This window comes from Paenibacillus sp. FSL K6-2862 (genome assembly GCF_038005125.1).
Classification (GTDB): Bacteria; Bacillota; Bacilli; order Paenibacillales; family Paenibacillaceae; genus Paenibacillus; species Paenibacillus illinoisensis_A.
The window spans coordinates 5,105,360-5,130,058 of the sequence record NZ_JBBOSN010000001.1 but is presented as its reverse complement, the minus strand read 5'-3'; the positions used below and the strand labels follow the sequence as shown (position 1 = coordinate 5,130,058).

28 protein-coding genes and 1 pseudogene are annotated in these 24,699 nt (G+C 46.3%); 24 read left to right on the top strand and 5 right to left on the bottom strand.

What is annotated here, in order from left to right; all coding sequences use genetic code 11:
* Window positions 1–1,122, top strand: coding sequence for a Ger(x)C family spore germination protein (locus tag MHB82_RS23170; protein WP_341175960.1), 1,122 nt, complete (start codon window positions 1–3; stop codon window positions 1,120–1,122).
* A gap of 70 nt (window positions 1,123–1,192) precedes the next feature.
* Here the strand turns inward: MHB82_RS23170 and MHB82_RS23165 are convergent, their stop codons facing one another.
* The 3 genes from MHB82_RS23165 to MHB82_RS23155 all read right to left on the bottom strand — a co-directional run bounded on the left by MHB82_RS23165 (window position 1,193) and on the right by MHB82_RS23155 (window position 3,352).
* A complete protein-coding gene (locus tag MHB82_RS23165) occupies window positions 1,193–1,861 on the bottom strand; it encodes a phosphatase PAP2 family protein (RefSeq protein WP_445671239.1) in 669 nt (222 codons plus the stop codon).
* Between the two features lie 114 nt (window positions 1,862–1,975).
* On the bottom strand, window positions 1,976–2,752 hold the full coding sequence (locus MHB82_RS23160; RefSeq protein WP_095359723.1) for an AraC family ligand binding domain-containing protein: 777 nt from the start codon (window positions 2,750–2,752) through the stop codon (window positions 1,976–1,978).
* Window positions 2,753–2,770: 18 nt separating this feature from the next.
* The gene (locus MHB82_RS23155) at window positions 2,771–3,352 is read right to left on the bottom strand and encodes a LysE family translocator (protein ID WP_341175959.1); all 582 of its coding nucleotides are present in this window, start codon (window positions 3,350–3,352) and stop codon (window positions 2,771–2,773) included.
* Between the two features lie 207 nt (window positions 3,353–3,559).
* Between MHB82_RS23155 and MHB82_RS23150 the strand changes: the two genes are divergently transcribed.
* The 6 genes from MHB82_RS23150 to mmsB all read left to right on the top strand — a co-directional run bounded on the left by MHB82_RS23150 (window position 3,560) and on the right by mmsB (window position 11,930).
* Window positions 3,560–4,567: a substrate-binding domain-containing protein gene (locus MHB82_RS23150; RefSeq protein WP_341175958.1), complete on the top strand. Its 1,008-nt coding sequence runs from the start codon at window positions 3,560–3,562 to the stop codon at window positions 4,565–4,567.
* Window positions 4,568–4,655: 88 nt separating this feature from the next.
* Entirely contained in the window at window positions 4,656–6,512 is a 1,857-nt protein-coding gene (locus tag MHB82_RS23145) for a cache domain-containing sensor histidine kinase (protein ID WP_095359849.1), read from the top strand.
* On the top strand, window positions 6,509–7,828 hold the full coding sequence (locus MHB82_RS23140) for a response regulator transcription factor (protein ID WP_445671238.1): 1,320 nt from the start codon (window positions 6,509–6,511) through the stop codon (window positions 7,826–7,828). The genes MHB82_RS23145 and MHB82_RS23140 overlap by 4 nt, the downstream gene beginning before the upstream one ends.
* A 297-nt stretch (window positions 7,829–8,125) precedes the next feature.
* On the top strand, window positions 8,126–9,211 hold the full coding sequence (chvE, locus tag MHB82_RS23135; RefSeq protein ID WP_095359720.1) for a multiple monosaccharide ABC transporter substrate-binding protein: 1,086 nt from the start codon (window positions 8,126–8,128) through the stop codon (window positions 9,209–9,211).
* Between the two features lie 21 nt (window positions 9,212–9,232).
* Entirely contained in the window at window positions 9,233–10,783 is a 1,551-nt protein-coding gene (gene mmsA, locus MHB82_RS23130) for a multiple monosaccharide ABC transporter ATP-binding protein (RefSeq protein ID WP_095359719.1), read from the top strand.
* Window positions 10,767–11,930: a multiple monosaccharide ABC transporter permease gene (gene mmsB / locus MHB82_RS23125; protein ID WP_095359718.1), complete on the top strand. Its 1,164-nt coding sequence runs from the start codon at window positions 10,767–10,769 to the stop codon at window positions 11,928–11,930. Before mmsA ends, mmsB begins: the two co-directional genes overlap by 17 nt.
* Before the next feature lie 152 nt (window positions 11,931–12,082).
* Here the strand turns inward: mmsB and mgtE are convergent, their stop codons facing one another.
* Window positions 12,083–13,459, bottom strand: a complete 1,377-nt coding sequence (gene mgtE / locus MHB82_RS23120) for a magnesium transporter (protein WP_341175957.1) — start codon at window positions 13,457–13,459, stop codon at window positions 12,083–12,085.
* A 200-nt stretch (window positions 13,460–13,659) separates the two neighbouring features.
* Between mgtE and MHB82_RS23115 the strand changes: the two genes are divergently transcribed.
* The gene (locus MHB82_RS23115; protein WP_341175956.1) at window positions 13,660–14,364 is read left to right on the top strand and encodes a DNA alkylation repair protein; all 705 of its coding nucleotides are present in this window, start codon (window positions 13,660–13,662) and stop codon (window positions 14,362–14,364) included.
* Window positions 14,365–14,429: 65 nt separating this feature from the next.
* Window positions 14,430–14,984, top strand: a complete 555-nt coding sequence (locus tag MHB82_RS23110; protein WP_341175955.1) for a methylated-DNA--[protein]-cysteine S-methyltransferase — start codon at window positions 14,430–14,432, stop codon at window positions 14,982–14,984.
* A 37-nt stretch (window positions 14,985–15,021) separates the two neighbouring features.
* Here MHB82_RS23110 and MHB82_RS23105 read toward each other — a convergent pair whose 3' ends face one another.
* Entirely contained in the window at window positions 15,022–15,213 is a 192-nt protein-coding gene (locus tag MHB82_RS23105) for a hypothetical protein (protein ID WP_341175954.1), read from the bottom strand.
* 150 nt (window positions 15,214–15,363) lie between these two features.
* Between MHB82_RS23105 and MHB82_RS23100 the strand changes: the two genes are divergently transcribed.
* From MHB82_RS23100 to MHB82_RS23030, 15 genes and pseudogenes are all read left to right on the top strand, one after another.
* On the top strand, window positions 15,364–16,587 hold the full coding sequence (locus tag MHB82_RS23100; RefSeq protein WP_341175953.1) for an amidohydrolase family protein: 1,224 nt from the start codon (window positions 15,364–15,366) through the stop codon (window positions 16,585–16,587).
* Window positions 16,588–16,823: 236 nt separating this feature from the next.
* Window positions 16,824–17,279, top strand: coding sequence for a GNAT family N-acetyltransferase (locus MHB82_RS23095; RefSeq protein ID WP_341175952.1), 456 nt, complete (start codon window positions 16,824–16,826; stop codon window positions 17,277–17,279).
* Window positions 17,280–17,310: 31 nt separating this feature from the next.
* Entirely contained in the window at window positions 17,311–17,739 is a 429-nt protein-coding gene (locus MHB82_RS23090) for a GNAT family N-acetyltransferase (RefSeq protein WP_341175951.1), read from the top strand.
* Window positions 17,740–17,795: 56 nt separating this feature from the next.
* Window positions 17,796–18,239, top strand: a complete 444-nt coding sequence (locus tag MHB82_RS23085) for a GNAT family N-acetyltransferase (protein WP_341175950.1) — start codon at window positions 17,796–17,798, stop codon at window positions 18,237–18,239.
* 91 nt (window positions 18,240–18,330) lie between these two features.
* Window positions 18,331–18,774, top strand: coding sequence for an oxidoreductase (locus tag MHB82_RS23080; protein WP_341175949.1), 444 nt, complete (start codon window positions 18,331–18,333; stop codon window positions 18,772–18,774).
* Window positions 18,775–18,825: 51 nt separating this feature from the next.
* Window positions 18,826–19,353: pseudogene (locus MHB82_RS23075) on the top strand (histidine phosphatase family protein); the annotation flags it as partial.
* 107 nt (window positions 19,354–19,460) lie between these two features.
* Window positions 19,461–19,826: a hypothetical protein gene (locus tag MHB82_RS23070; RefSeq protein WP_146239896.1), complete on the top strand. Its 366-nt coding sequence runs from the start codon at window positions 19,461–19,463 to the stop codon at window positions 19,824–19,826.
* 29 nt (window positions 19,827–19,855) lie between these two features.
* On the top strand, window positions 19,856–20,341 hold the full coding sequence (locus MHB82_RS23065) for a DinB family protein (protein WP_095359707.1): 486 nt from the start codon (window positions 19,856–19,858) through the stop codon (window positions 20,339–20,341).
* 21 nt (window positions 20,342–20,362) lie between these two features.
* Complete coding sequence (locus tag MHB82_RS23060; RefSeq protein ID WP_341175948.1) at window positions 20,363–20,839, top strand: GNAT family N-acetyltransferase; 477 nt, start codon at window positions 20,363–20,365, stop codon at window positions 20,837–20,839.
* A 45-nt stretch (window positions 20,840–20,884) separates the two neighbouring features.
* The gene (locus tag MHB82_RS23055; protein WP_341175947.1) at window positions 20,885–21,799 is read left to right on the top strand and encodes a GNAT family N-acetyltransferase; all 915 of its coding nucleotides are present in this window, start codon (window positions 20,885–20,887) and stop codon (window positions 21,797–21,799) included.
* Window positions 21,800–21,900: 101 nt separating this feature from the next.
* Window positions 21,901–22,140 carry a DUF3977 family protein gene (locus tag MHB82_RS23050; RefSeq protein WP_095359705.1) on the top strand — a complete coding sequence of 80 codons (240 nt, stop codon included), beginning with the start codon at window positions 21,901–21,903 and terminating at the stop codon, window positions 22,138–22,140.
* 150 nt (window positions 22,141–22,290) lie between these two features.
* Window positions 22,291–22,812, top strand: coding sequence for a DinB family protein (locus tag MHB82_RS23045; RefSeq protein ID WP_437126847.1), 522 nt, complete (start codon window positions 22,291–22,293; stop codon window positions 22,810–22,812).
* Window positions 22,813–22,846: 34 nt separating this feature from the next.
* Window positions 22,847–23,329, top strand: a complete 483-nt coding sequence (locus MHB82_RS23040) for a hypothetical protein (protein WP_095359703.1) — start codon at window positions 22,847–22,849, stop codon at window positions 23,327–23,329.
* Window positions 23,330–23,561: 232 nt separating this feature from the next.
* Window positions 23,562–23,984, top strand: coding sequence for a DUF1801 domain-containing protein (locus tag MHB82_RS23035; protein WP_341175945.1), 423 nt, complete (start codon window positions 23,562–23,564; stop codon window positions 23,982–23,984).
* Between the two features lie 61 nt (window positions 23,985–24,045).
* Window positions 24,046–24,588 carry a DinB family protein gene (locus MHB82_RS23030; protein ID WP_341175944.1) on the top strand — a complete coding sequence of 181 codons (543 nt, stop codon included), beginning with the start codon at window positions 24,046–24,048 and terminating at the stop codon, window positions 24,586–24,588.
* The last annotated feature ends 111 nt before the right edge of the window (window positions 24,589–24,699 follow it).

Below are 24,699 nucleotides of genomic sequence, written 5' to 3'. Positions count from 1 at the left end.
ATGAAACGTCGATCCAAATGCATCCTAGCCGTAATGTGCGTAATGGGGATGCTGCTGTTCAGTTCCTGCCAGGATACGAGTATTGTGAATGAGATCAGCCTCGTCCTGACCTCCGCATACGATCTACAAGATAAAAAAATTCACAACAGCGTGCTCATCGGTGAATATACCGAGAAGGACAAGAGTGATGTAGAACTGCTGGAGATCGATTCAAGCAACAGCTTCGATGTCATGCCAAGAATGAATATGCAGGCGAAAGAGCCTATTGAGTATGGCCAATTAAGAATGATGGTGCTGGGTGAGGACTATGCGAAACATGGGATAGGCGATATTCTGCGCGTGTTGGCTCATAATACCCGGGTGTCCAGACGCATGCAGTTTGCCGTAGCGGAAGGAAAGGCGCTGGATATCATTAAGGCATCCATTCCCGCTCATGATCCTCTGTATCTGATGAAATTAATCGAGCAAAACGGCAATTTTGCCAATCTGCCTCACTTCAGTCTGCATCAGGCTTTGTTCCAATATTTCAGCAAAGGACAGGATATCTATCTCCCTCGGCTTCGTTTGAACGAACAGGATAAAATTATGCTGGATGGACTGGTGGTTTTTAAAGGGGAAAAGGCTGTACTTCAGCTGAGCGATGAAGAGGGGCTTTGTTTGAAGCTGCTTACGGAGGATGCCAAGAATGGCAAGTTTCTTGCACAAATTAATGAGGTTGAGGGGGCACAGAAGCAAGCGGCTAATACAACAGACAATGATGCCCTAATCAAAATTTTATCTTCCTCCGTGAAGCATCAGATGGTTTCAGACACGCCAGCAGCAGCGCTTGATTCGAAGATTCACATCAGCGCTTCCGTAATCAAAGCTTCGCGGAATGATTTTCTGTTATCCGGTAAGGAGATGAAGGAGCTTGAAGCAGAGATGAAAAGGCATATGGAATCTAAAATCAATCAACTGATCCGCAAGTGCCAGAGAGAAAATGTGGATCCGTTCGGGTTTGGAGAGTATGTGAGAAGTCGTACCCGCCACTGGGACAATGAAACGTTCTACAAGGATTATGGCTTGATGGATATTCGGTCTCACGTTGAGCTAACTCTCGTCCAGGATGGTATTCAGGAATAAAAACAGGAAAACCCGCTCTAACCTCAGCTCTGAGGGTGGCGGGTCTTTCATATGTTTTAATTTTGATGTTCTATGTCAGAGGTTTGGAACGAAGCAGGGAGAGCCGCTCGACATAACGCTGATAAAACCAAATGCAAATGGCCAGCCAGCTGCCGCTCAGAAAGTAACCTCCGGCAACATCACTGGGGTAGTGTACACCCAGATAAATCCGACTCATGCCAATGGTCAAAATAAAGGCTGCACTCACGATGATCATCAGCACTCGCCCTATCGCTGTAGGAATGTGCTTCCAGATCAGAAACGCCAGTCCGCCATATAGGCTGAATGCTGCCATCGAGTGTCCGCTCGGGAAGCTGTATCCGCTCGCTTCGATAATGCGGTGAATGGTGGGTCTTGCACGCTGAAACGCCAGTTTCAACAGGGTGTTTAGCAAGGCGGAGCCAGCAATAACCGCTGCCAAAAACAGAAGTTCCCGTCTGTGCCCCAGGAAAAGATATAAGACCACCATGGAGATGATCGTTATGATGATCACAGGCAATCCGCTGCCAATCCAGGTGAACACCTGCATCCACTTGGTCATTCCGGGCGCTTCCATTCCTTGTATCCATCCAATCAGGTTATCATCAAACCGGTGGATCTGGTTATCACTGATAGACAGGGCAATCAGTGCAAATACGGTAAGGCTCAATGCTGCAAGGAGCAGTGGGATAGAGAAGGCCTTTTTCCCTTGCTGGTTCAAATGTCATGTTCCTCCAGGATGTCTGAATTTCATATGTTGGGCCGCCAGCCATACGATATTGATATTATGCTATCATTTCACCTTAAATATTGCTTGAACAAAAAGGTTAATGACTCAGTTCAGTTGAAGCATATATTCATACGCGGTAACGCCGAAGACTCGCTTAAAATGTCTGTTCAAATGCGTAAGATCGACGAATCCGCATTCGGCTACCGCGGAGTAGACATCCTTATGCTTCTCTATGGCCTGCCGGGCATGTTCAACCTTGCAGTTCAGGAAGAACTGGTAGGGTGATATGCCGGCATGTGACTTGAATTCACGGATAAACTGAAACTTGGACATATTAAACTCGGTACAGAGATCATCTAGTTTCAGCACATCATCAAACCTGCTGAACATCATTTCTTTGGCCTTTCGGACAAGCCCGTCACCAGGTCCGGGAATGGGAGTATCGATTTCCGACCGGGACAGCAGATGTACGAGGCTGAAGAGCAGTTCACTGCATTTGGCTTCATCCTGCCCGCTCTGAACGGCATGGTTCAGCATGAGAATACTTCGTGCCAGCTGAGGATCATAGACAATGGGAGTGGAGAAGCGCAATTCCTTTTTGCCCAGAATGTCTTCTACCACATCTGGCTTCAGATACAACATGACGTAGTCGATGCCAGCCTTGTCGTAAGAACTGCCATCATGGGACTGCTCCCGATTAAACAGCATAACACCGTTCTGGTGAGAAGCCTGATAATGACCGTCCAGATGGTACTGCTGGATACCGCGCAGCGTCACACCAACCGCATATTCCTCGTGACAGTGCTTCTTATACGTAAAATCCGTAAAACTGGCCGAAAGGGCCAGGACATCAGACGACTTCTTATAATTAAATAGCTCCACTCCATGCATACCTCCAATCTAGATGATTCCCGATACCATAATGGCTGAGTATACCAAAAAGAGAGCCATCACGATACTAAAAGCTTTTTGATGATCATGCAAAAATTGCCTGAACACAGAGCCAAAAACAACCCAGCTGGTAAAGGCCAAAAATCCAATCAATGTGATGAGACAGACAAACAGCACTGTTGACAGCGAGGTGTCATAATAGGGCAGCACATAGCTGGGGATGACGGTGAACGTGAACAGAATTACCTTCGGATTCACAAACTGCATGATTAAACCGCTCACAAAGCCGGTTGCTTGCTTCGGTGCCTCCTCGGAAGATCCCATCTTGTAGATCTGATAGGCGAGGTACAGCATATACAGGCTGCCAACGATCTGCATCACATGAAGAAGACTGGGCAAGATACCGGCAAGGAGATGATTGAGGAAAGCCGATGCGGTAAGCAGCAACCCAAATGCCACGGTGGCTCCCCAAACATAATGCATGGTTTTGCGTGCTCCCGCGTGCTGGACGGAAGATAAAATGACTATATTGCTGGGTCCTGGCGTAAAGGTAACCACAATGCAATAAATTAAAAAAGATGTAAGATTCATCGTTTCATAGTGCCTCCCCGGGTTGTAGTTTCATGATCATACTGCGGGGATGGTTGAACCGATAGTACATTATTGCAGCAGCACAACCTGAGATCGAAAATATGAAGATACTTTGGTTGGAGAGGAAAGCGGTTTCTTTTTTGCGTGTTTGCGTTTACAATTTAAGCGAAACGCAAGTGGACAGATCTCAAGGATGTGAAAACGAAGTTGAAAAAGACATTGCTGGTCTACATTTTGCTTATCTCGGCTTTTGCACTGTACGTACTCAGGTATGAATACTCAAGCGAAGCGAATGGCTCTTGGGAAGCCAAGGGACTGCGTGGAGATATTGGTGAAACATACATCATGATCACATTTCAGTCGGGCTTGGAATATTGGAAAAGTGTGCTCAAAGGCTTCGAGGATGCGGGGGATGCGCTCGGAGTAACTGTGGAGTATCGTGGAGCTACCCGATATGACCCGAAGGAACAGACGACGATCATTGAGCAAGCGATTGCAAGGAAACCGGCAGGCATCGCTATCTCCGCCATTGACCCGCAATCGCTTATTCCTGTGATTAACAAAGCATTGGGTGCAGGTATTCCGGTGGTTTTGTTTGATGCGGATGCCCCGGACAGCAGGGCATATTCTTTTCTCGGCACGGACAATTACCAAGCAGGGGTGACTGCTGCGGACAAAATGGCCGAGCTTCTGGGCCGGGAGGGAGAAGTCGCCGTTCTGACCATGCCGGGACAGCAAAATCATGAGGAACGAACGGAAGGGTTCCGCGATACCATCCGTGATCGATACCCTTCCATGAAGGTTGTGGAAGTCGCGGACGGGCACGGAGATGCAATGAAATCGAGAGATGAAGCTCTTAGAATGATGAAGACATATCCGGAGCTCGGTGGTATTTTTGTAACCGAAGCGACAGGAGCAGCTGGCGTTGGTGAAGCGGTTCAGAATGGGGATGCAGGTTACCCACTGCAGATCATATCCTTTGATACCAATAAAGCTACATTGGACATGATCAAGAGCGGCACAATCTCTGCAACGATCGCACAGGGAACCTGGAACATGGGCTACTGGTCCCTTCAATACCTGTTTCATTTACACCACCAACTGACCGTACCTGCACCGTCTTCTTCCGATGAAAATGCACCGCTGCCGGTTAGGGTGGATACCGGAATCTCTGTCGTGACACGATCGAATGTAGATGATTACTATGCCAAATAAAACAGAACATCGTTCTCGAATGCCCCTCGGCTGGAAGAAAATTCGTTTCCGAATGAAGAGCGGATTGCAGAGGCTGCGTTTGCGTAATATGCCGCTGCGCTATCAGCTGATGCTGCTCTTTTTGCTCTTTGCGATCGTTCCTTCAGTGGGACTCGGACTGCTGGTGAACTGGACTGTGGAAAAGATTGTTGAAAGACAGGTTGAGGGACACACGATGCAGCTGATCGGCAAAGTCAATGAAGCACTTGACAGCAAGATGGAGAATTTGCAAAACATGACCTATCTGATCGCGTTTGACCCGGATATCCGTGCGTTCATGGAAGGGAAAACGGAGTTTGACGGTCATACAGGAGCAGCCGTATCCAGTGGCGATTCGAACCAGTCCACAGATCAGGATCAACTGTATGGGATCAAGCAGTTTTTGCAGGGATTCACGACATTGTATCCGGAGATAGCAGGAATTGTCCTCGTGAATGGAAATGGAGACTACATTAGCAACGAGATGTACCCGAAAACCAATCAGAGCCTGGTTCAGGAGGAATGGTACCAAGGTGCATCCCGGAATGCCGGCATTTTTACGGTTCTGGGTCAACCGAGACAGCGTAACATCACGACACATGTTCGGTATAAGGATAGTGAAATTGTGTCTGTTGCACGTTCCATCACGGATGAAACATCAGGACGTGTGCTCGGTGTCATTATGATCGACCTGAAACTGCGTACCGTATCTCAGGCCGCCAGGGATGTGACGCTGGGGAAATCCGGATATGTGATGGTGACCGATGCAGAAGGGCGAAGTGTCTATATGCCGGACAACCCACTTGTTGAGCAGATTCCATCAGCCTGGTTCCCATCCGGGGATAGCGGAATATTTAACGCTGAAGCAGAGGGGAAGGAATTGTTGTTCATGTACCAGTCTTCCTCGTTCACAGGATGGAGAACTGTAGGGGTATTCCCGGCAAGGGAATCGATAGCTGAAGTCCGCCAGATTCAGTTTTACGTCGTCAGTTTTGTGTTCGTGGTCTGTCTCTTTGGTCTGAGCGCTTCCCTTCGGTTCTCCAGTTCCATCGCTCAACCGATTTTCCGGTTAATGTCTTATATGCGCAGGGCGGAAACGGGAAATCTCAGATCCGGCCGCTGGAGCGACCGGGCTGATGAAATCGGCATGCTGGGCAGAAGTTTTAACCGAATGCTGGCACAGATCAGGCAGCTCATGTCCCTTAATGAATTACGGGAGCGGCAAAAACGGGATGCTGAAATGCGAAGCCTGCAGGAGCATATTAAACCTCATTTTTTATATAACACCCTGGATACGATCCATTGGATGGCACAGAGGAAAGGTGTGGACGATGTATCCGAGATGGTAGGTGCCCTGTCTAGACTGTTTCGTATCGGGCTAAGCAAAGGCAATGATTTCATTCCCTTGCAATCCGAGGTGGAACATATATCCAGTTATCTGCAAATTCAGCAAACGCGGTATCGGAACCGACTTCAATGTGAGTTGGTGATTCCGGAGGAGCTGAAGGAGCTGTTCGTGCTTAAGCTGGTGCTGCAGCCTATTGTGGAAAATGCCATTTATCACGGGATTAAGGGCAGACGAGGTCCGGGTAAGATTCGAATTGAAGCCAAAGTACAAGATCATAAGCTGTATCTGACGGTACAGGATGATGGCGCCGGGATGTCCAGCGAGCGGCTGCACGAGATGGCGCAACTGCTCGGTACGCCCCTGGAAAGCATGGAAACACAGGAAGCCGGTCAGGGCGGCAAAAGCTATGGCATGCTGAATGTACAGGCACGCCTTCGGCTTTCTTTTGGAGAAGAATATGGGATCAGTTTGAATAGTCGGGAAGGTGAAGGGACTTGTGTGACCATCACTCAGCCGTTGATGAAAGAACTTCCACAAGCGTTGCAATTCGATACTGAAGGAAGGCGGGATAGTCAATGAAGGAAGCAATGATCCAAGCAGCTTGGACAGAACCAGAGACGGAGAGTACAGCAGCATCAGTGGCTGCAGCCCAGACATTGCAGTCGGCCCCGCGTTACCAAGTGCTGATCGCAGATGATGAACCGATTATTCGCGAAGGCATTCGGGATGCCATTGACTGGGAAGCGCTTGGCATGGAGGTTGTCTGTGAAGCGGAGGACGGCGAGGAAGCACTGGAGCTGGCTGTCCAGTTCGGTATTGATATCATTCTAGTGGATATGAACATGCCATTTCTGAACGGCATTGATCTGATCCGTCGCCTTCAGGACGAGTGTCCGGATTGCCGCTGCCTCATCATCTCCGGGCATGATGAATTCGCTTATGCCCAAGAGGCTGTGCGGCTTGGCGTGGAGGATTACATTCTTAAGCCGGTAGATGCAGAGCGGCTGCACACTGCACTTATGCGCCTGAAACAGCGGATGGATGAAGAACGCAGACGTACGGCCTACGTCAAGCAGGCTGCCGACCAGATCGAACGCAATATTCCGCTGCTGCGGCAGCGTTTTTGTCTGGAGTGGCTGGAAGGACGGGCGGAAGGAAAAGATCTGACAGAGCAGCTTGCGTTCCTGCGCCTGCCATCGGATCCGCCTGTTCAGATCGGGGTCGTCCGCTGGCCTGCGGCCGAAGCACGGCAGTCCCTTATGCGAGAGAATGATCGTCAATTGTTTCTTTTTGCCGTAGAAAATATTATCGGTGAGCTGCTGGGAGATCTTCCCCATGTCCTCTTCCGGGACCCGAATGGATTAATTGGCTTCTGTCTATGGCAGACAGCTCCGGAAGAACTGGATTGCACCATTGAACAGCAAATTAGTACCTGTCTGAATATTGCTGTTCATGCTCATGTGGAGCAGAATACAGGTGCATTGGAGGAAGTCCCGAGTGCTTACCGGTTATGCCGTGAGCTTATCTATGGGGAAGCCCGCTTATCTCCGCTGGTGCGCAGAGCTCGGCAGATCATTCATGAAGGGTACGCGGATCGGGAATTGACACTGGAATCGCTCGCTTCGCGTCTGCAAGTCTCCTCGGTATATCTCAGCCGGGTGCTCAAGAAAGAGTTAAACGATACATTCGTAACCCTGGTCACACATGCCCGCATCCGCAAAGCAGTACAGCTGCTGGATTCAACGGCACTGCCTATCCACAGCATTGCAGAACGGGTCGGTTACGATACCCAGCACTATTTCAGCACGGCGTTCAAGAAAGTGATGGGCATTTCACCCGCACAGTATCGGAAGGATGGGGGCACAGGGCAGAGTGCCTCCGCAGACCGGGTGTAGCATCATTAGTATGACCAATACCACGGAGTTGCTCTGCTTCTTTCGGAGAAGCGGATCAGCTCTTTTTTTTGTCCAGTGATGAACGGGATTCAAAGAAAGGGATGCTGCACTCCTCCTGATTAGACAAAAGTTAAATTTTTATAAAAAAGGTTTAAAAGCTGCAAAGACCGTTCAAACCTCACAATGCTACGATGGGATCAGGCAAAAACAGAAGGCAATAGAAGTTCATTTCAACATTGTAAGCGTTATCTTATAATTCATCCAGATGCGCATGATTTGAGGAAAGGGGAACTTGATATGAAAAAAGGAGCAGTGATGATCTGGCTTCTGGTGATGACCTTGATGTTATCGGCCTGCAATCTGGCTGAGAGCGGAACAGGCAGCAAGGAAAAAGGATATGTAGGCATCTCCATGCCAACGAAATCGTCCGAGCGCTGGGTCGGCGACGGAGAGAACATGGTCCGTCTATTTCAGGAACAAGGGTATAAGACGGATCTGCAGTACGCTGAGGACGTGGTCGAAAATCAGATTTCACAGATTGAGAACATGATTACCAAGGGAGTGGATGTGATGGTCATTGCATCCGTGGATGGCAATACACTGACGGATGTAATCAAGAAGGCTCACGATGAGGGCATTCAAGTTATATCATACGACCGCCTTATCCGGAATACACCCTATCTCACGTATTATGCGACGTTCGACAACTTCAAGGTTGGGGTGCTGCAGGCTTCCTACATTGAGCAGAAGCTTGGCCTCAAGGAAGGCAAAGGACCATTCAACATCGAGCTGTTTGGCGGCTCACCCGATGACAACAATGCGTATTTCTTCTTCGACGGTGCAATGTCTGTACTGAAACCCTATATTGATTCCGGCAAGCTTGTGGTACGGAGCAACCAAACCACAATGGCACAGATTGCGACCTTGCGCTGGGATGGAGCACTCGCCCAGTCGAGGATGGATAACTTGCTAAGTGCCTATTACTCCGGAGATAACCTGGATGCAGTGTTGTCCCCGTACGACGGAATCAGCATCGGCATCATCTCGTCGCTGAAAGGTGTCGGATACGGATCAGAGAGTAAGCCTCTGCCTGTTATTACTGGGCAGGACGCGGAGCTGGCCTCCATCAAATCCATTGTTGCCGGTGAGCAGACACAGACGGTATTCAAGGATACACGCAAGCTCGCGGAGCAGACGGTAGAGATGGCCAATAGCATTTTACAAGGGAAACAAGCAGAAGTGAATGACGAAAAATCATATAACAACGGTATTAAAATAATTCCGGCCTATTTGCTGGATCCGATCTCCGTGGACCGGACCAATGTGGAGAAGGACATTGTCGGCACCAATTATTACACCAAAGAAGAAATCGGACTGAAATAATAATGGAAAGGAGCAAGTCCCATGACCGGAATCATATTGGAAATGAAGGGCATCACCAAAACCTTTCCTGGCGTCAAAGCACTGGAAAACGTCAATCTCAAGATCCGGGAAGGTGAAATTCATTCCCTGTGCGGTGAGAACGGTGCAGGTAAATCCACACTGATGAAAGTGCTTAGCGGTGTATATCCACATGGAACGTACGAAGGGGATATTTTGTTCCAAGGGAAAACATGCGAGTTCAAAAGCATCAAGCAGAGCGAGGATCTGGGAATCGTCATTATCCATCAGGAGCTCGCACTGATCCCTTACCTATCCATTGCCGAGAACATCTACCTGGGCAACGAGCGTGCCAGCAAAGGCATCATTGACTGGAAAGAAACATTGGTCGGCACACGTGAGTTGCTCTCCAAAGTGGGCCTGAGTGAAAATCCGAACACCCTTGTATCCAACATCGGTGTAGGGAAGCAGCAGCTGGTTGAAATTGCAAAAGCACTCTCCAAAAAGGTTCGTCTGCTCATCCTGGATGAACCGACCGCAGCGCTGAATGAGGACGATAGTGAGAACCTGCTCCAATTAATGCTGGAGTTCAAGAAGCAGGGAATTGCGTGCATCCTGATTTCCCATAAGCTGAACGAGGTGTCCAAGGTATCGGATTCCGTCACGATATTGAGGGATGGCAAGACCATCGAGACGCTGGACATGAGGAAGGATAACGTCACCGAGGACCGGATTATCAGCGGTATGGTGGGCCGTGATCTGACAAGCCGCTATCCCGAGCGTCATGCGGATATTGGTAACGTCATTTTGGAAGTGAAGGACTGGACGGTTTATCACGAGCATCATGCTGATCGCAAAGTGCTGGACCGGGTCAACATGAACATTCGGCGTGGTGAAATCGTCGGCATAGCCGGTCTGATGGGTGCGGGACGTACAGAGCTGGCCATGAGCATATTTGGCAAATCCTATGGACGCAACATATCGGGCCAGCTCATCAAGGATGGTCAACCGATTCAGAACAACAGTGTTACGGAGGCGATTCAGAATGGTTTTGCCTACGTGACAGAGGATCGGAAGGAATACGGGCTCATTCTTATGGATGATATCAAACGCAATATCTCACTGACCGGCCTGGGCAAGCTGACCAAAAACGCCGTTGTGAATGAACGTGAAGAAGTGCTGGTTGCCGAAGAGATGAAGAAAAGCATGAATATCAAGGCCCCAAGCATCCTTCAGAAAACCGGCAATCTGAGCGGGGGGAACCAGCAGAAAGTGGTGCTGAGCAAATGGATATTTGCCGGACCGGATATTCTCATTCTGGATGAACCGACCCGCGGAATCGATGTGGGCGCGAAATTCGAGATCTATACGATTATTCACCGGCTTGCTGCTGAGGGCAAGGGCGTGCTGGTCATCTCATCCGAGCTTCCTGAGGTTCTGGGCCTGTGTGACCGGATTTATGTCATGAATGCCGGGCGCATCACGGGTGAAGTCAGCCGCGAGGAAGCGACGCAGGAAACGTTGATGAGATATATGACGAAGTCTGGAGGCGAGAAGCATGGAAATGCTAACTAAACTGTTCAAAAACAATATACGCCAATACGGCATGATTATCGCACTGGTTGTCATTATGATATTGTTCGAGGTGCTGACTGGCGGACTCTTGCTGAAGCCGATCAATATTACGAATCTAATTCTGCAGAACAGCTATATCCTGGTGCTCGCCATCGGGATGGTACTGGTCATCATTACCGGACATATTGATCTGTCGGTCGGATCTGTTGCAGCCTTTGTCGGTGCAGTGGCGGCCATTATGATGGTTGACTGGCAGCTTCCAGCCTGGCTGGCGGTGATCGCTTCTTTGCTGGTGGGGGCGTTAATCGGGGCCTGGCAGGGCTTCTGGATCGCGTATGTGCGGATTCCGGCCTTTATCGTAACCCTTGCGGGCATGCTGCTCTTCCGCGGCTTGACGATGATTGTGCTGGAGGGTCAGTCCATCTCTCCTTTTCCGGGGGGATTCCAAAAGATAAGCTCCGGATTCCTGCCTGATATCCAATTCTCAGGTTTCGGTCTCATCTCGATCCTTGTAGGGATTGCACTTACAATCTGGTATATCGTAAATGAACTGCGGGAACGCCGCTCCCAGCGGAAATACGGATTCGCGGTAGTGTCGCAGGGACTTTTCCTGCTCAAACTAATTGTGGTGGCTGCGGTAACGAACCTGTTCACATTCGTACTCGCTAGTTACGCCGGAATTCCGAATATCCTGATCCTGCTGTTTGTGCTGATCGTCGTTTACTCCTTTGTCATGAACCGTACGGTAATGGGACGTCATGTGTACGCACTTGGTGGAAATGAAAAGGCCGCAGGACTATCCGGAGTCAAAACTAAAAAAGTAACGTTCTGGGTATTTGTAAACATGGGTGTGCTCGCTGCTGTATCCGGTCTCATCTTCGCTGCTCGTCTGAATGCGGCTACCCCAAGAGCGGGTACCAACTTCGAACTGGATGCAATTGCTGCCTGCTTTATCGGTGGAGCTTCAGCTTCCGGAGGTATTGGAACCGTGTTTGGAGCGATCATCGGCGGCTTGGTTATGGGGGTACTGAATAACGGGATGTCCCTCATTGGACTGGGCATTGACTGGCAGCAGGGAATTAAAGGTCTGGTGCTTCTGCTTGCCGTAGCCTTCGATATCTATAACAAAAATAAGAGATCGGCTTAGATTGATAGAAAAATAGATCATTTCAATCGATATCTTAAAGCTTGGATGTCACTTATGATTAGATGCAAAATGTTCATTCATTTGGAAAGACATAAACAGACCCGCTATCCTTCATAGTGGGTCTGTTTTCCGTATGTCAGGCACAGCCGTTTTTACATGAGTGCATCCAAAAACCGGGTTGCGATACCGAAGTAAATAAACAGCGACAATATATCGTTAAGCGTAGTGATCAAGGGTCCGGAGGCAACGGCGGGATCAACCTTGAAGCGACTTAACAATAGGGGGATACATGTACCTGTCAGTGTACCGATCACGAGTGTAAAGAAGAGTGACACGCCAATAATTGTGCCGAGCAGCCAGTCCCCCTGCCAGAAGTAGGCGATGACTGTAATCATGACTCCGCATACGAGTCCAATCAGGGTACCTACCTTGATTTCCCGGCCAATCAACGCCAGTACGGTGGATTTGTCAAGCTTGCGACCAATGAGACCGCGAACGACGACAGCCAGGGACTGTGTTCCCGTATTTCCGGTCATACCGGCGATCATGGGCATGAAAAATGCGAGAGCAACCACCTGATTCAGCGTATCCTCGAAAAAGTCCACAATGCTGCCTGAGATGAGTCCGATGAATAGTAACAGGATGAGCCAGGGGAGTCTGCGCTTGACCGCCACGAGTGGTTTGGTATCAAAATCAATATCCTTGCCGCCGCCACCCATCTTGGCCAAGTCTTCACTGGCTTCATGCATGATGATATCAATGACATCATCCATCTGAATGACCCCACAGAGTCTGTGGTTCTCATCAACGACGGGTAAGGCGATAAATTCATAACGCTGCAGCAGCTGCGCCGCTTCTTCCTGGTCCATGTCCACAGTCGCATAAATGACGCGCTTGGTCATCAGCTCCTCTACCCGGGTCTTGTCGCCCGCCTGAAGCAGGGATCGGTGACTGACCACTCCAACGAGTTTGCCTTCATCATCCGTAACGTACAGATAGCTCGCAGTCGGTATAGGAGGAGTGCCCTGGGATTCCCTTATCGCTTCCTTCGCAGTCTCATGCGCCAGAAGAGTGCGGTAACGGTCGGTCATGATCCGGCCAGCCGTCTCCGGCGGATAGTTCAGCACGGAGCGGATAATGGCAGAATGGTCGAGATGCATGTTCGACAACAGGTGTTCCCTGCGTTTGGCAGGCAAATCATGCAGGAACTTGATCAGATCACTCTTGTCCATCTGCTGCATGACCTCAAGCGTACGTTCCGGCCCTAGCTGTTCGAACAGCTTAATCTGGTCATGAAGCTTGAGCGACTCGGCCATATCGGCGAGAACATCTGGCTTGAACAGCAGCAGCAACCGCTTCGTTTCCTGTTCAGGAAACTTTTGGTAGATGAGCGTAAGATCGTAGGGATGCAGTTCTTTTATCGCTTTATAAAATTCGGGGAGGTCTTGGGTTTGTACATATTGAACCAGCAGCTCGGTAATTTCTTCGATTGAATTATTGTTAGGCGATTGAGGTCCGTTCTTGTTCATATCAAGACTCCTTTCTAGAGGCGGGGCTCCGTATTTTTAAACGCAATGTAAGCGAGGTAAACAGCAAATGGGATGAGTGAAGCATGAACTGCGCTATTGAAATCTTGCTCAACCATTCGGAACGGGCTTACAAATAGGCGCTGCGGAGATATACTGGTTGTACAAGTTGTACAAGTAACTGATGAGGAGGACTTGCACGAGTGGAAACAGAGATCAGAACACAGCTGCTCAGTCTGGCCGAACCGGAGTACCAAAAATTCTCGGCTGCATTGATTCCCAATATTACGAATCTGATGGGTGTTCGATTGCCTACGTTACGAAAGATGGCGAAAAAGCTCGCTGCAGGGGACTGGCGTGCGTACCTGAAGACGGCTGACGATGACTATTTCGAAGAAGTGATGCTGCAGGCTATGGTTATTGGTCATGTCCAGGCGGATCTGGATGAATGGCTGGAGCATGTCGCCGCTTTTGTTCCCAAGATTGATAACTGGTCGATATGTGACAGCTTCTGCGCCGGATTGAAATATACGAGGGCACATGCAGAATCCGTGTGGAATTTCCTGCAACCTTATCTGAAGTCGGATCAGGAGTACGAGATACGTTTTGGCGTGGTCATGCTATTGAACTTTTATCTGGATGAGACATACATTGATCGGGTTCTGGTCTCATTGGATCAGATTAAACATGAAGCGTACTACGTCAAAATGGCGGTAGCATGGGCAATATCGATGGCCTATGTGAAGCAGCCGGAAGTGACGATGCACTATTTGAAAAACAATACGCTCGATGATTTCACCTACAATAAAGCTCTGCAGAAAATAACGGAGTCCTATCGCGTGGATCCGGAGACCAAGCAGATGATTCGCAGCATGAAGCGGAAGACCAAGAGATCTGTTCGTGTTTAGCAGCGGAACCTTCTTTATATAGAAAGAAACGAAATGAAATACTCAATAGGGAGGAGCGTGGACACATGCGAAAAAAGATCATATGGTCTGCCTTGGAGCTGGACGGACGTCCGTGGGTGTTGATCGCTACGGAACTAGGGATCTGCCGTATTGTCATGCCGAATGAAACGTTAGAGGACTGGAGCAGCTGGATTGCCCGGATTGCCCCGGGAGCAGAGCTGGCAGAAGATGAACAAGCCATAAAGGGGACAGGCATGGTGGACTGGCTGCAAGCTTACTTTGCAGGGGAGCAAATTCGTTATACGGATGAGATTCCACTTGATCTGATTGGCACAGCATTCCAGCAGCAGGTGTGGAAGGAGCTGGGACGTGTCCCTTATGGTGAAGTTCGCACATACGGCGACATTGCGGTTGCAATCGGCAGACCTACGGCGGTTCGTGCAGTTGGGGCGGCGAACGGTGCGAATCCCATTCCCCTTCTGTTACCATGTCACCGCATTATCGGTGCCAACCGCAAACTGACCGGATTCCGCGGAGGCTTGGAGTTGAAGCGCAGACTGCTAGACTTAGAGCGGATTGAAGGCGTGACGGATGGCGGGCATGAGAGGTTTCATTTTTGAAGAGCAGTGGTTTTGTCGATGGATAGGGTGCAGGCACTTAGTTGTGCCTGTTTTTGCGTTCTCTGATTATCGTTCCGAGCGTCTGTGGAATAACTAGAACAAGTAGGAGGATCACCGTGTACGAACCCCAATGCACTTTTGAAAGGGACGTTCCGGTTACTGAATAGTACAGCATCATAAAAAGTGTGATTGCGATTGCACTTGCAAGGATATGAAGCCATTTGCGCATGTTGAGTGTACACCTTTCCGCTAGTCAGATCCAAACGATCCTCGTATGGAACACCAACGTTTTACATATTTTTGCCTCGTTCACCCCTATGGTACCATAGAGCAGATGATCGATACCATGCACGGCACACTTCGTGGAAAGAGGGATGACATGTTAAATCAGGCATATTGGTTGACCAACGTAACGATGGAGCAAGGTTATGTTACGGAAGAGGGCCAGGTAACGGGAACACAGACGAAGAAGGCTCATCTCCGGGTGGAGAACGGAATCATTACTGAGATTAAGGATGAGGGAGCGGAACTTCAGACGGATCTGCCTCAATATGATGGTAAAGGGCAGCTGCTGCTGCCATCGTTCGAAGAAGCACATATCCACCTGGATAAAACGTATTACGATGGACCTTGGCAAGCCGTAAGGCGCATATCCAGCATTTTCGAACGGATTGAAGAAGAGAAGGTGCTGCTGCCCAAGCTGCTGCCGGATGCGAAACGTCAAGCGGAGAGTATACTGCATCTGATTCAGGGCTATGGGTCCACTCATGTACGCAGCCATTGCAACATTGAGCCCGTCAGTGGATTGAAACGGCTTGAGGCCACCAGACAGGCACTGGAAACTTTCTCAGGCAAACTCTCCTCGGAGATTGTGGCATTTCCGCAGCATGGGCTGATTCGCTCCAATTCGGTGGAGTTAATGCGCCAAGCCATGCAAGAAGGGGCTACAATTGTGGGTGGACTTGATCCTCATACAGTGGACGAGCATATCGAGAAATCGCTGCATGCCATGGTAGATCTGGCTGTGCAGCATCAGGCGGGGATTGATATCCATCTGCATGATCGCAATGAGCCGGGCAAGCAAACGCTGCAGCGACTCGCTGACCTGACGGAAGAGGCAGGACTTCAAGGGAAGGTCACGGTGAGTCATGCGTTCTGGTTCGCTCAAGCGGAGCAGCAGGAGGCGGAGGATATGGCGAAGCGTATGTCCTCTCTCGGCATGAGCGTGGCTTCAACGGTACCCATCGGCAAAATGGTTATGCCCCTTCCGATGCTGCATCGCGTGGGGGTCAACGTGAAGCTGGCCACAGACAGCCTGACCGATCATTGGTCACCTTTTGGCAGTGGGGATCAACTGGAGAAAGCAGGGCGCTTCGCCGAATTGTATGGATACAATGATGAACGTTCGTTGTCCCAGTCTCTTGGATTCATCACGGGTGGAGTTACACCGCTGGATTCGGAAGGGAATCAAGTCTGGCCTAAAGTAGGCGATGCGGCGAGCTTTGTACTGGTTCAGGCAAGCTGCTCGGCGGAAGCCGTTGCCCGCAAATCTGCCCGGCAGGCGGTTTGGTACAAGGGGCAGAGGGTAAGTGGAACTGTATAAGGGAAATGCAGAAATCATGTGAAGCCACGGGAAACCGTGGTTTTTCGTGATGTTAAAAGAAATTAGATTCTTTTGAAAAAGGAAGTAATTATTCGCATATACCATGATTTGGGTTATGATGGATTTAGTTTTCCAGATGTATATGCATTGGATAAATTATAGGACTGGCTCGTTCAAGTTCAAGTATACATATGGATTATGGTAAAACGATGATAAATGATTAAGGGGAGGCCCTCATGTCAGTAGAGAACATCACGCTAAGGTTGATAACGAAAGAAAACGAATTGGAATGCATTAACCTTAAACCACGGGATGAGCAAATGAACCTGGTCGCTACGAATTCGGACTCGCTCATTCATGCAATCAAGGAGACTACTTCCAAGCCATACGGAATCTATGCGGAGGATCAGATGGTGGGTTTCATTCTATTTGACAATGAAATCTATAGTGATGGATATTACTGGATTTTGCGATTTATGATTGATGAGAGATACCAAGGAAGAGGCTATGCCAAACAAGCTATTAGAGAAGTGATTAACAAACTAAAAAGCAGAGCTGATTGTCAACAGATCAGAGTGTCTCATGTACCGCATAACGTTGTGGCTAACACGCTATATAAAGCTTCTGGATTCCTGGACACAGGCGAAGTTGAAGACAATGGAGACATTATATTGAGTTATCAGCTGAATTAATTATTTTTAGAACATAAGGAGCGTGAGCGTGATGATCAGAGAAGCAGAACCAAGAGATGCGCAGGCTATTGAATGTTTGTACAAAGAATTATTGCCAAACAACTTGAATACAAAAGTGTTGGGAGAACGGATTGAGGAGATTCAAAATAATCCTAACAGTTTCTTGCTTGTATGTGAAATTGATCAAAAGGTCATGGGTACAGCGCACTTACATATTTGTCTGGATGCCCTGGTAGAGAATAGACCGTTTGGAGTAGTCGAACGAGTCATTATTACAGAGCATGTTCAGAGCAGGGGATACGGTTCAGAACTGATGAAGGCTATCGAAAATATATGTATACAGAAAAATTGTTTGAAAATATTTCTAACCAGTGGAGCATCCAGAATCGAGGCACATCATTTTTATGAAAAACTAGGGTACGATGGAGGGTCAAGCAAAGCATTTAAGAAATACCTATAAGATGAACGAACCCAGTGAGCAAACAAATCTAACGAATGAAATGAGGTTATAGATCGATGAATAGCCCGAAGCAAGATGTTGAATTACAGATTGTATATGAAGAGCATGAGGAAGACTACAAAGCCATTTGTGATCGTTTATATAACTACAATGTAAGAGAAACGAAAGGTTTATTAAAGAAGCCAGGCAAAAGAATCAATCTATTTCTGAGGGATATGGAAGGCCAGGCTGTAGGTGGAATCTTCTGTGCTACATACTGCGAGACATTATATATTGATAACTTTTGGATCGACGAGGAATATAGAAATCACGGGAGTGGGAAGTCTCTCCTCTTGCAAGCGGAAAGCATAGCCTCAAGTATGGGGTGCAAACTTGCTCACACCAGCACGTTTTCCTACCAGGCTCCAGAGTTCTATCAGAAGATGGGCTATGAAGTGTTTGGAGTCATCGATGAATATCCAGAGGGCATCGTTCAGTATTTTCTGAAGAAAAGGCTGTAGATTTTTTGGGAATGTAATAACTATTACAATTGGAAAAGCGTTATTTTATTTATAAGTTATCAGCAGGATAAACAACAAGGAGAATCTAGTAATGACTACAATAAATGTTTTAGAAACTCAACCTTCCAGTCGGTATGATGAATTAGATCCATCTCAGGATGGGAATAAAAACACAACATTCGCAGATCTGATTATCGATGGAAAGTCTCTATATCAGATGCTTAAGAGGCACGATCTGGTACCAGCACTGGGATGGGGAACTGAAGAAAATCAAAGACAAATGATTCAATACTTTTTGTTAAAGGAACCCCATGAGTATCTGTATTATAGATATCCCATTTTAGTATGCCCTTTGTGCGGGGACGAAGAGTGCGGTTATATCTCTGTGAAAGTGGATCGGGATGAGGATGTAGTTATTTGGAAGGACTTTATTCTGGAGCACAAGAACCAACCACTAAACATAGGTCCATTTTATTTTGTGTGGGAAAACTATGAGAGAGCTATTCAGAATACATTTGGAATGGTAGAAATGTGAAGATATAGTTTGATTCAATGGTGGCAAAGGAGGCTTGGTGACATGATCTAAGTTCTTAGGCATGGGCAGACCGATCTGAATAAGGAAGGGAGACTCCAAGGCAGACGAGGTTTGCCATTAAACCATTACGGAATCCAGCAAGCTGAGAGTTTGAGAGATGAAATGATGAATGTAAAGTTTGATTATATTTTTTCCTCTCCCCAAGAAAGGGCTATTCAAACTGCAGAGATTGTAAGTGGTATGAAGGCTGTGATTGACCCAAGACTTGATGTTTTTGATCTCGGTGAAGCAGATCTCCGGCATAGAGAGGAAGTGAGCATGGCTGGTCCTATACCTGACCCTGAAGTATATGAGGGTATCGAGGATATAAACGGTTTTATGAAGAGAGTGTATCAATTCATGATTGAACTTGAGGCGGAACACAGGACGAGTGATGTAAACATACTAATTTCTGGACACAGATGTACTACAGGTTGTATCGGAGCCTATTTCATAGGTGAACCCGAGGATGGGAATCTATTAAAATACTCTTCCGATAATGGAAGGTACAACGTATACAACTTTAGATCAAATGCTTAAAAGCAAGGAAGGAGTAATGCAGCCTGAAAAATGCAACTATAATTTTGGCGTTATTGGGCATTTTGCTCAGTGGCGGTTACTCGAAGTCTTCTGTCTATTCTGGATTAATGGCTAATGATATTTATGATATAGAGGTCTCCGAGCTGGAGTTTCTAAATGAATACAAGGGCTCAGCTGACAATTGGGCAGCAAACCTTATATCTCTCCAAAAAATAGGGGAAGACAATCATAAAAGACAACTGGTTTTCAAATATATTGGAGACGGTACGAAGCCGTATGGAGAAATCAAATACAGTTACGATACCACTGCTGGATCGGGATGGGGAACGACATCTGCTAATAAGAATGCAGAGGACGTATATTTTGTTGGCTATACAGCAGGTAACGGAGCAATCCCTCAGACAGATTCCAGTGTGAGCTTTCGCGTAGAATGGAACGGTCAAACCGAGGAATTCGATCTTAAAGTAAGGTGAACAAAATCATTTATAGGAGCGATATAATCATGGCTAAAACTACGGATGAAATGATTGAGGAATTCAAGTCGTTTACTTCTTATGTGAGAGAGTTGGAAAGTCTATCTGAGCAGGTTTGGAATACGCCAATAGCTGAAGGCAAATGGACTTTGAAAGACGTTATCGCGCATATGATGATGTGGGATCAATATTTCTATGAGGAAGCTATCTATAAAATCAAACAGGGCGAACCATTGACCGTAAAGCATCTGAACTTTGATGAATTTAATGCAAATGCGATGGAATACTCAAAGACCAGATCGAAGAATACGATTGTTGAAGAATTTGTAGAAAAGCGAATGAACATAATCCATGATATTACGGGATTGAACGAAGAAGAATATACACGAGAATATAAGGATGGAGACAAGAAGAAATTCAGTATTAAGAAGTATGTAAGGGCATTCATATCGCATGATAAACATCATAAAAAGCAGATTGAAGCCTTTAAGAAGACGCTGCACATAGCTAAGTAAAGGTGAGGTGGTAACCACGATATGAATTATGAATTAATTCAAGCATCCAAGGAATATAAGGGTATCATACAAAATCTCATGCAATTCTATATTTATGATTTCTCTGAATTTATCGATTGTGATGTGGAAGATGATGGTCTATTTAGGCCCTATCCTTATTTGGAAGACTATTGGGTCGAAGTGGATCATCGATTTCCATATATCATCAAACAAGAGGATAACTATATCGGTTTTGTGTTAGTCAGATGCATAGAATCAGAGCGAAAGTACTTCTCCATTGCGGAGTTTTTTATTATGAAGAAATACAGAAAAGAAGGCATAGGCACGGCGGTAGCTAAACAACTATTTGATATGCATAAGGGGCACTGGGAAGTACACCAGCTTGAAAGCAATGTGCCCGCACAGCACTTTTGGAATAAGGTCATACACGAGTTCACACAAGGAAACTTCTCAGATCGAGTGCATGACGGCAGAAGAATACAAGAATTCAAGGCATAGAAAGTGGGGGAATGACGAGTGCAGGTAGCTGAATGGTCTGAAAACATGGAAACGTATGATTTATCCAGTGAATATTCTATTCGTAAGGCTGACCCGGAAGAGTGGGGAGTATATTGCTCGGTCTATTATAATATGCGCTTTGTTGGTTTTTTTAGAGAAGAGCGATTCAATGCTAACCGAAATAATGCGTATTGGATCTACCAGGGAGAATCAAAAATTGGCGGGGTACGGATGGAACCCAATAATATATATCACTTATTTTTCATTCCACCGTTTAATCAATCATTTGAGGTACTGAAGCTTCTGAAAAAGATTCTTGTCAGCTGGTCTGATCGAACCCAGGCCATTAAAGCTTTTGAGATTCTTCCGGACCAGGTTCATTTATTTGCCAAAGCCGGATTTTGGCCAGTGGAGTTCAGATGCCGCTGGATGCAGCGTCCCACTGAACTATACGACGTGAGTTGGGACGACGATCTGATCATCCAGAGTCCTCAAATTATAGAAGATGAAACAGGCACCAAGCGATTTACAAATGAAAATGAAATAGCTCATTGCGACTTCGCAAGCTTTGTAGGAGGTTTTGAGGCGTTAAGAAGAAATAAGTCTTCGTTGGAACAGTTCATACCTGATGAAGATCCGGCTCTAACCAATGAGACCCTTACGGAAGCGTCTACACTTGTTTATGACAAAAATACGGGGAAGCTTGTCGCCAATTGCCGGATTTGTTTACAGGACACGGAGGCAGCAGTCTATAGTATTGGTGTCATCCCATCGCATAGAGGGAGAGGGATTGCAACATACATGCTGCAGAGAGCCTTGACAATCCTGAAAGGAAAATATCCCATCCTTCGGTTGTATGTCATGGAAGGAAACGATGCGGAATCCGTGTATTATAACCTCGGGTTTATTCCTGGAGTACAAGAAGTACAACAGATGATTATTCCTGCGGAATCAAATTAAAATGAAAGGTCTGGAGAAGATGACCCCACCTAAACATATTGTTTCGGCAGCTGCGGTTGTAATCAAAGATTAAACTGAGTGGTCTAGAAAAGGAGCATGCAGTGAAAAAGTTTAGAGAGATCGGATATGGAAACCGTTGGTTCATCCGAACGGAATTCGAACACGAAGACGGTACGGAAAACGAGGTCAAGGGATTTACTAAACCCTTCAGTCTTAAGTCAGTGTACGTTAGAGTATGGATCGGAAAAAAGGTAATGATCATTGATACAAAAGAGGGAATTAAATTTATGAATAAAAAGGTGAAGAAGGTAAAAATCATTCTTGGCTTTTTTGGATATTGATTCGGGAACCATGTACAGAAAGTTTAACCCTGATAAATGGTAATAGGCTGTGACAGAGACGGTATATTGCAGATCATTTGAAAGATGCTGTGAATTTTATCATGAGCCAAGTCGTACATACCTAAAGTGGAGGGAACATAAATCATGAACATGGATAACATTTATCTGATAAGTGACATACCGGGTTATTCTCCTCAGATTAGTCGCTTGATTTCAATGATGAACTATGCCAGATATACAACGATTGAAGAAGTCAAAGATCTATCCATCGATCAACTGGATTTTTTGCTGGATTCGGAAAGTAACTCGATTGGAGCATTGCTGCTGCACTTTGCGGGGGTCGAATACGCTTATCAGGTGGCGACGTTTGAGAATCGGCAGCTGAACGAAGAGGAATTATTGGTATGGGGCCCGGCGCTTCAGTTAGGGAAGGAAGGACAGGAAAAGATCAAAGGCAATGATATCACCTTTTATTTTACGAAAATGGACCAGGTAAGAAGGAGAACACTTCAATTCTTTCAGAGCGTAGATGACGACTGGTTAAGCAAGGAAGAGGAATTTTGGTATAACAAATCGGCCAATTATTATTTTATGTGGTTTCATGTTTTCGAGGATGAGATCAATCACAGAGGCCAAATCAGAATGATCAGAAAGAGAACTCTTGATGCTTAAGGTAGCTAAGTATTTTTAATTGAGAGGGGAATCAATGAAGACCAAAAATATCATTATTGTTGTTTCCATCATATTCAACATTATTTTGATCACGTATGTATTTTGGAAGGAAAGTCACCTGAGAGAAATCTATTCGGGTTTATCCTTTGGACTTCAGGGTGATTTAGTTCAATTGGAGAGTACAATTGATTACCAAGTTGATAATAAGTGGAACGACGAAAATACAGTTCTTGAGAAGATTGAGGATGTTACAGAAGGTATCAATCAACTAATGGTTACAGGTAAGAATGCTGGATTGATTACGGAATCCCAAGAAAATGACTTGTGGACATTGTATAAGTACTTTGCTAAATTCCCCACATTTACAGGATTTCCAAATACCAAGTTGGACAATGACGGAATTAACGAGCTAATCCAATTAGGAGATGATCTAAGGTCAGCAGGTTGGGGGACAAATGTTGGATATAGTAGTGACTGGGAGAGTCTTTCAATGAAAATAAAAGACTTAACGAATTAATGATCTATTGAACTCATTGATAGTTCTATTAACGATAATTCACTACGGAGGGATTCCATTGCTTTATCTCATTATAGTCGTGGTTATTGGTTTTGCAGGCATAATTAGTAATCAATACGCAGGGTTGAGGAGAATGGAATCACTGCAAAAATCATTGGATGAACTGAATCATCAGCTGCGAGAAGCTGGACAGATCCAATCTGCCAATCAGGTTGAAAAGGAGTGAATCATGATGTACAAGCAAAAAACAAAAGAGACAGACAATAGCGTTATTGAGTTTATTGAGAGCGTGGATCATCCAAAGAAACGTGAGGATGCTTATACGTTGCTGGATATTTTTGCTGAAACAACAGGTTATGAAGCCAAGATGTGGGGACCGAGCATTATTGGATTTGGTGCGTATCATTATAAATATGATTCAGGACATGAAGGCGATGCCCCGCTGGTAGGTTTCTCACCCCGAAAAGCGAAAATCAGCTTATATTTTGCAACCGGAGATACAGAACGAGAATCACTATTAAAGGACCTGGGGAAACATACGACAGGTAAAGCATGCGTGTATATTAATAAAGTCGCAGACATTCATGTGGATATTTTGAAAGCTCTAATCAACCAGTCGGTTAAGTTCTTACAAGAGACCTATCCGAATCCGTAGTTATATTCCATGGAATTACCTACAACATGCTGCTATGAACAAGGCAAGGAGGAAAAATAATATGCTGCATGACCTGCAAAGCCAAGCCAATATGTCACCTGTAGTTGGGATGCTATATTCAGCAGTGAGAGAGAATAGCCAGCGACTTCAAACCATTACAGAAGGAATGTCACAGGAGGAAGTAGACTACAAGGGACCCGATCATAACCTCAACAGTACGGCTCAGTTAATAAAACATATCCTATACGTTGATCTAAACTGGGTTTACAGGTTCAAGGGAGTACCACTGCCCCAATCATTGAGAGAACAATACGGCCCGATGATCGATGAAAATAATAACCTTCCGATGGTGAGTGGAGTGTCAAGGGACAGGCTTATCTCTCAATATGAGGGAGTAATAACTGAGCTGAAAGAGACATGTGAGCAATTAACAGATACTGATTTGGACCGTGTTGTTACTTTTGGACATGACCATGAAAAACAAGCCACACTACGCTGGGGAATATGGCATATGGCTGACCATAATCGTTACCATCAAGCTCATATTAATCAACTAAGAAAGTGGTTTAAGGGAAGGACCTTAAATGATACCAATTTCTATTGAAGCTATTGATAAACGTAATTGGGAAGAAGCACTCTCAATCTCATTACATGAAGGAACAAGAAACACTCGATAATGAACAACAAAAGGGCGATAGAAATTGTTATTTATGAT

Excerpts from the sequence above, each read along its gene's own strand:
- MHB82_RS23170 (WP_341175960.1), top strand. The coding sequence starts at position 1 with ATGAAACGTCGATCCAAATGCATCCTAGCCGTAATGTGCGTAATGGGG.
- MHB82_RS23155 (WP_341175959.1), bottom strand. The coding sequence starts at position 3,352 with ATGAATCTTACATCTTTTTTAATTTATTGCATTGTGGTTACCTTTACG.
- MHB82_RS23145 (WP_095359849.1), top strand. The coding sequence starts at position 4,656 with ATGCCGCTGCGCTATCAGCTGATGCTGCTCTTTTTGCTCTTTGCGATC.
- MHB82_RS23140 (WP_445671238.1), top strand. The coding sequence starts at position 6,509 with ATGAAGGAAGCAATGATCCAAGCAGCTTGGACAGAACCAGAGACGGAG.
- chvE (WP_095359720.1), top strand. The coding sequence starts at position 8,126 with ATGAAAAAAGGAGCAGTGATGATCTGGCTTCTGGTGATGACCTTGATG.
- mmsA (WP_095359719.1), top strand. The coding sequence starts at position 9,233 with ATGACCGGAATCATATTGGAAATGAAGGGCATCACCAAAACCTTTCCT.
- mmsB (WP_095359718.1), top strand. The coding sequence starts at position 10,767 with ATGGAAATGCTAACTAAACTGTTCAAAAACAATATACGCCAATACGGC.
- mgtE (WP_341175957.1), bottom strand. The coding sequence starts at position 13,459 with ATGAACAAGAACGGACCTCAATCGCCTAACAATAATTCAATCGAAGAA.
- MHB82_RS23110 (WP_341175955.1), top strand. The coding sequence starts at position 14,430 with ATGCGAAAAAAGATCATATGGTCTGCCTTGGAGCTGGACGGACGTCCG.
- MHB82_RS23105 (WP_341175954.1), bottom strand. The coding sequence starts at position 15,213 with ATGCGCAAATGGCTTCATATCCTTGCAAGTGCAATCGCAATCACACTT.
- MHB82_RS23100 (WP_341175953.1), top strand. The coding sequence starts at position 15,364 with ATGTTAAATCAGGCATATTGGTTGACCAACGTAACGATGGAGCAAGGT.
- MHB82_RS23095 (WP_341175952.1), top strand. The coding sequence starts at position 16,824 with ATGTCAGTAGAGAACATCACGCTAAGGTTGATAACGAAAGAAAACGAA.
- MHB82_RS23090 (WP_341175951.1), top strand. The coding sequence starts at position 17,311 with ATGATCAGAGAAGCAGAACCAAGAGATGCGCAGGCTATTGAATGTTTG.
- MHB82_RS23085 (WP_341175950.1), top strand. The coding sequence starts at position 17,796 with ATGAATAGCCCGAAGCAAGATGTTGAATTACAGATTGTATATGAAGAG.
- MHB82_RS23080 (WP_341175949.1), top strand. The coding sequence starts at position 18,331 with ATGACTACAATAAATGTTTTAGAAACTCAACCTTCCAGTCGGTATGAT.
- MHB82_RS23070 (WP_146239896.1), top strand. The coding sequence starts at position 19,461 with ATGGCTAATGATATTTATGATATAGAGGTCTCCGAGCTGGAGTTTCTA.
- MHB82_RS23065 (WP_095359707.1), top strand. The coding sequence starts at position 19,856 with ATGGCTAAAACTACGGATGAAATGATTGAGGAATTCAAGTCGTTTACT.
- MHB82_RS23060 (WP_341175948.1), top strand. The coding sequence starts at position 20,363 with ATGAATTATGAATTAATTCAAGCATCCAAGGAATATAAGGGTATCATA.
- MHB82_RS23055 (WP_341175947.1), top strand. The coding sequence starts at position 20,885 with ATGGAAACGTATGATTTATCCAGTGAATATTCTATTCGTAAGGCTGAC.
- MHB82_RS23045 (WP_437126847.1), top strand. The coding sequence starts at position 22,291 with ATGGATAACATTTATCTGATAAGTGACATACCGGGTTATTCTCCTCAG.
- MHB82_RS23040 (WP_095359703.1), top strand. The coding sequence starts at position 22,847 with ATGAAGACCAAAAATATCATTATTGTTGTTTCCATCATATTCAACATT.
- MHB82_RS23035 (WP_341175945.1), top strand. The coding sequence starts at position 23,562 with ATGTACAAGCAAAAAACAAAAGAGACAGACAATAGCGTTATTGAGTTT.
- MHB82_RS23030 (WP_341175944.1), top strand. The coding sequence starts at position 24,046 with ATGCTGCATGACCTGCAAAGCCAAGCCAATATGTCACCTGTAGTTGGG.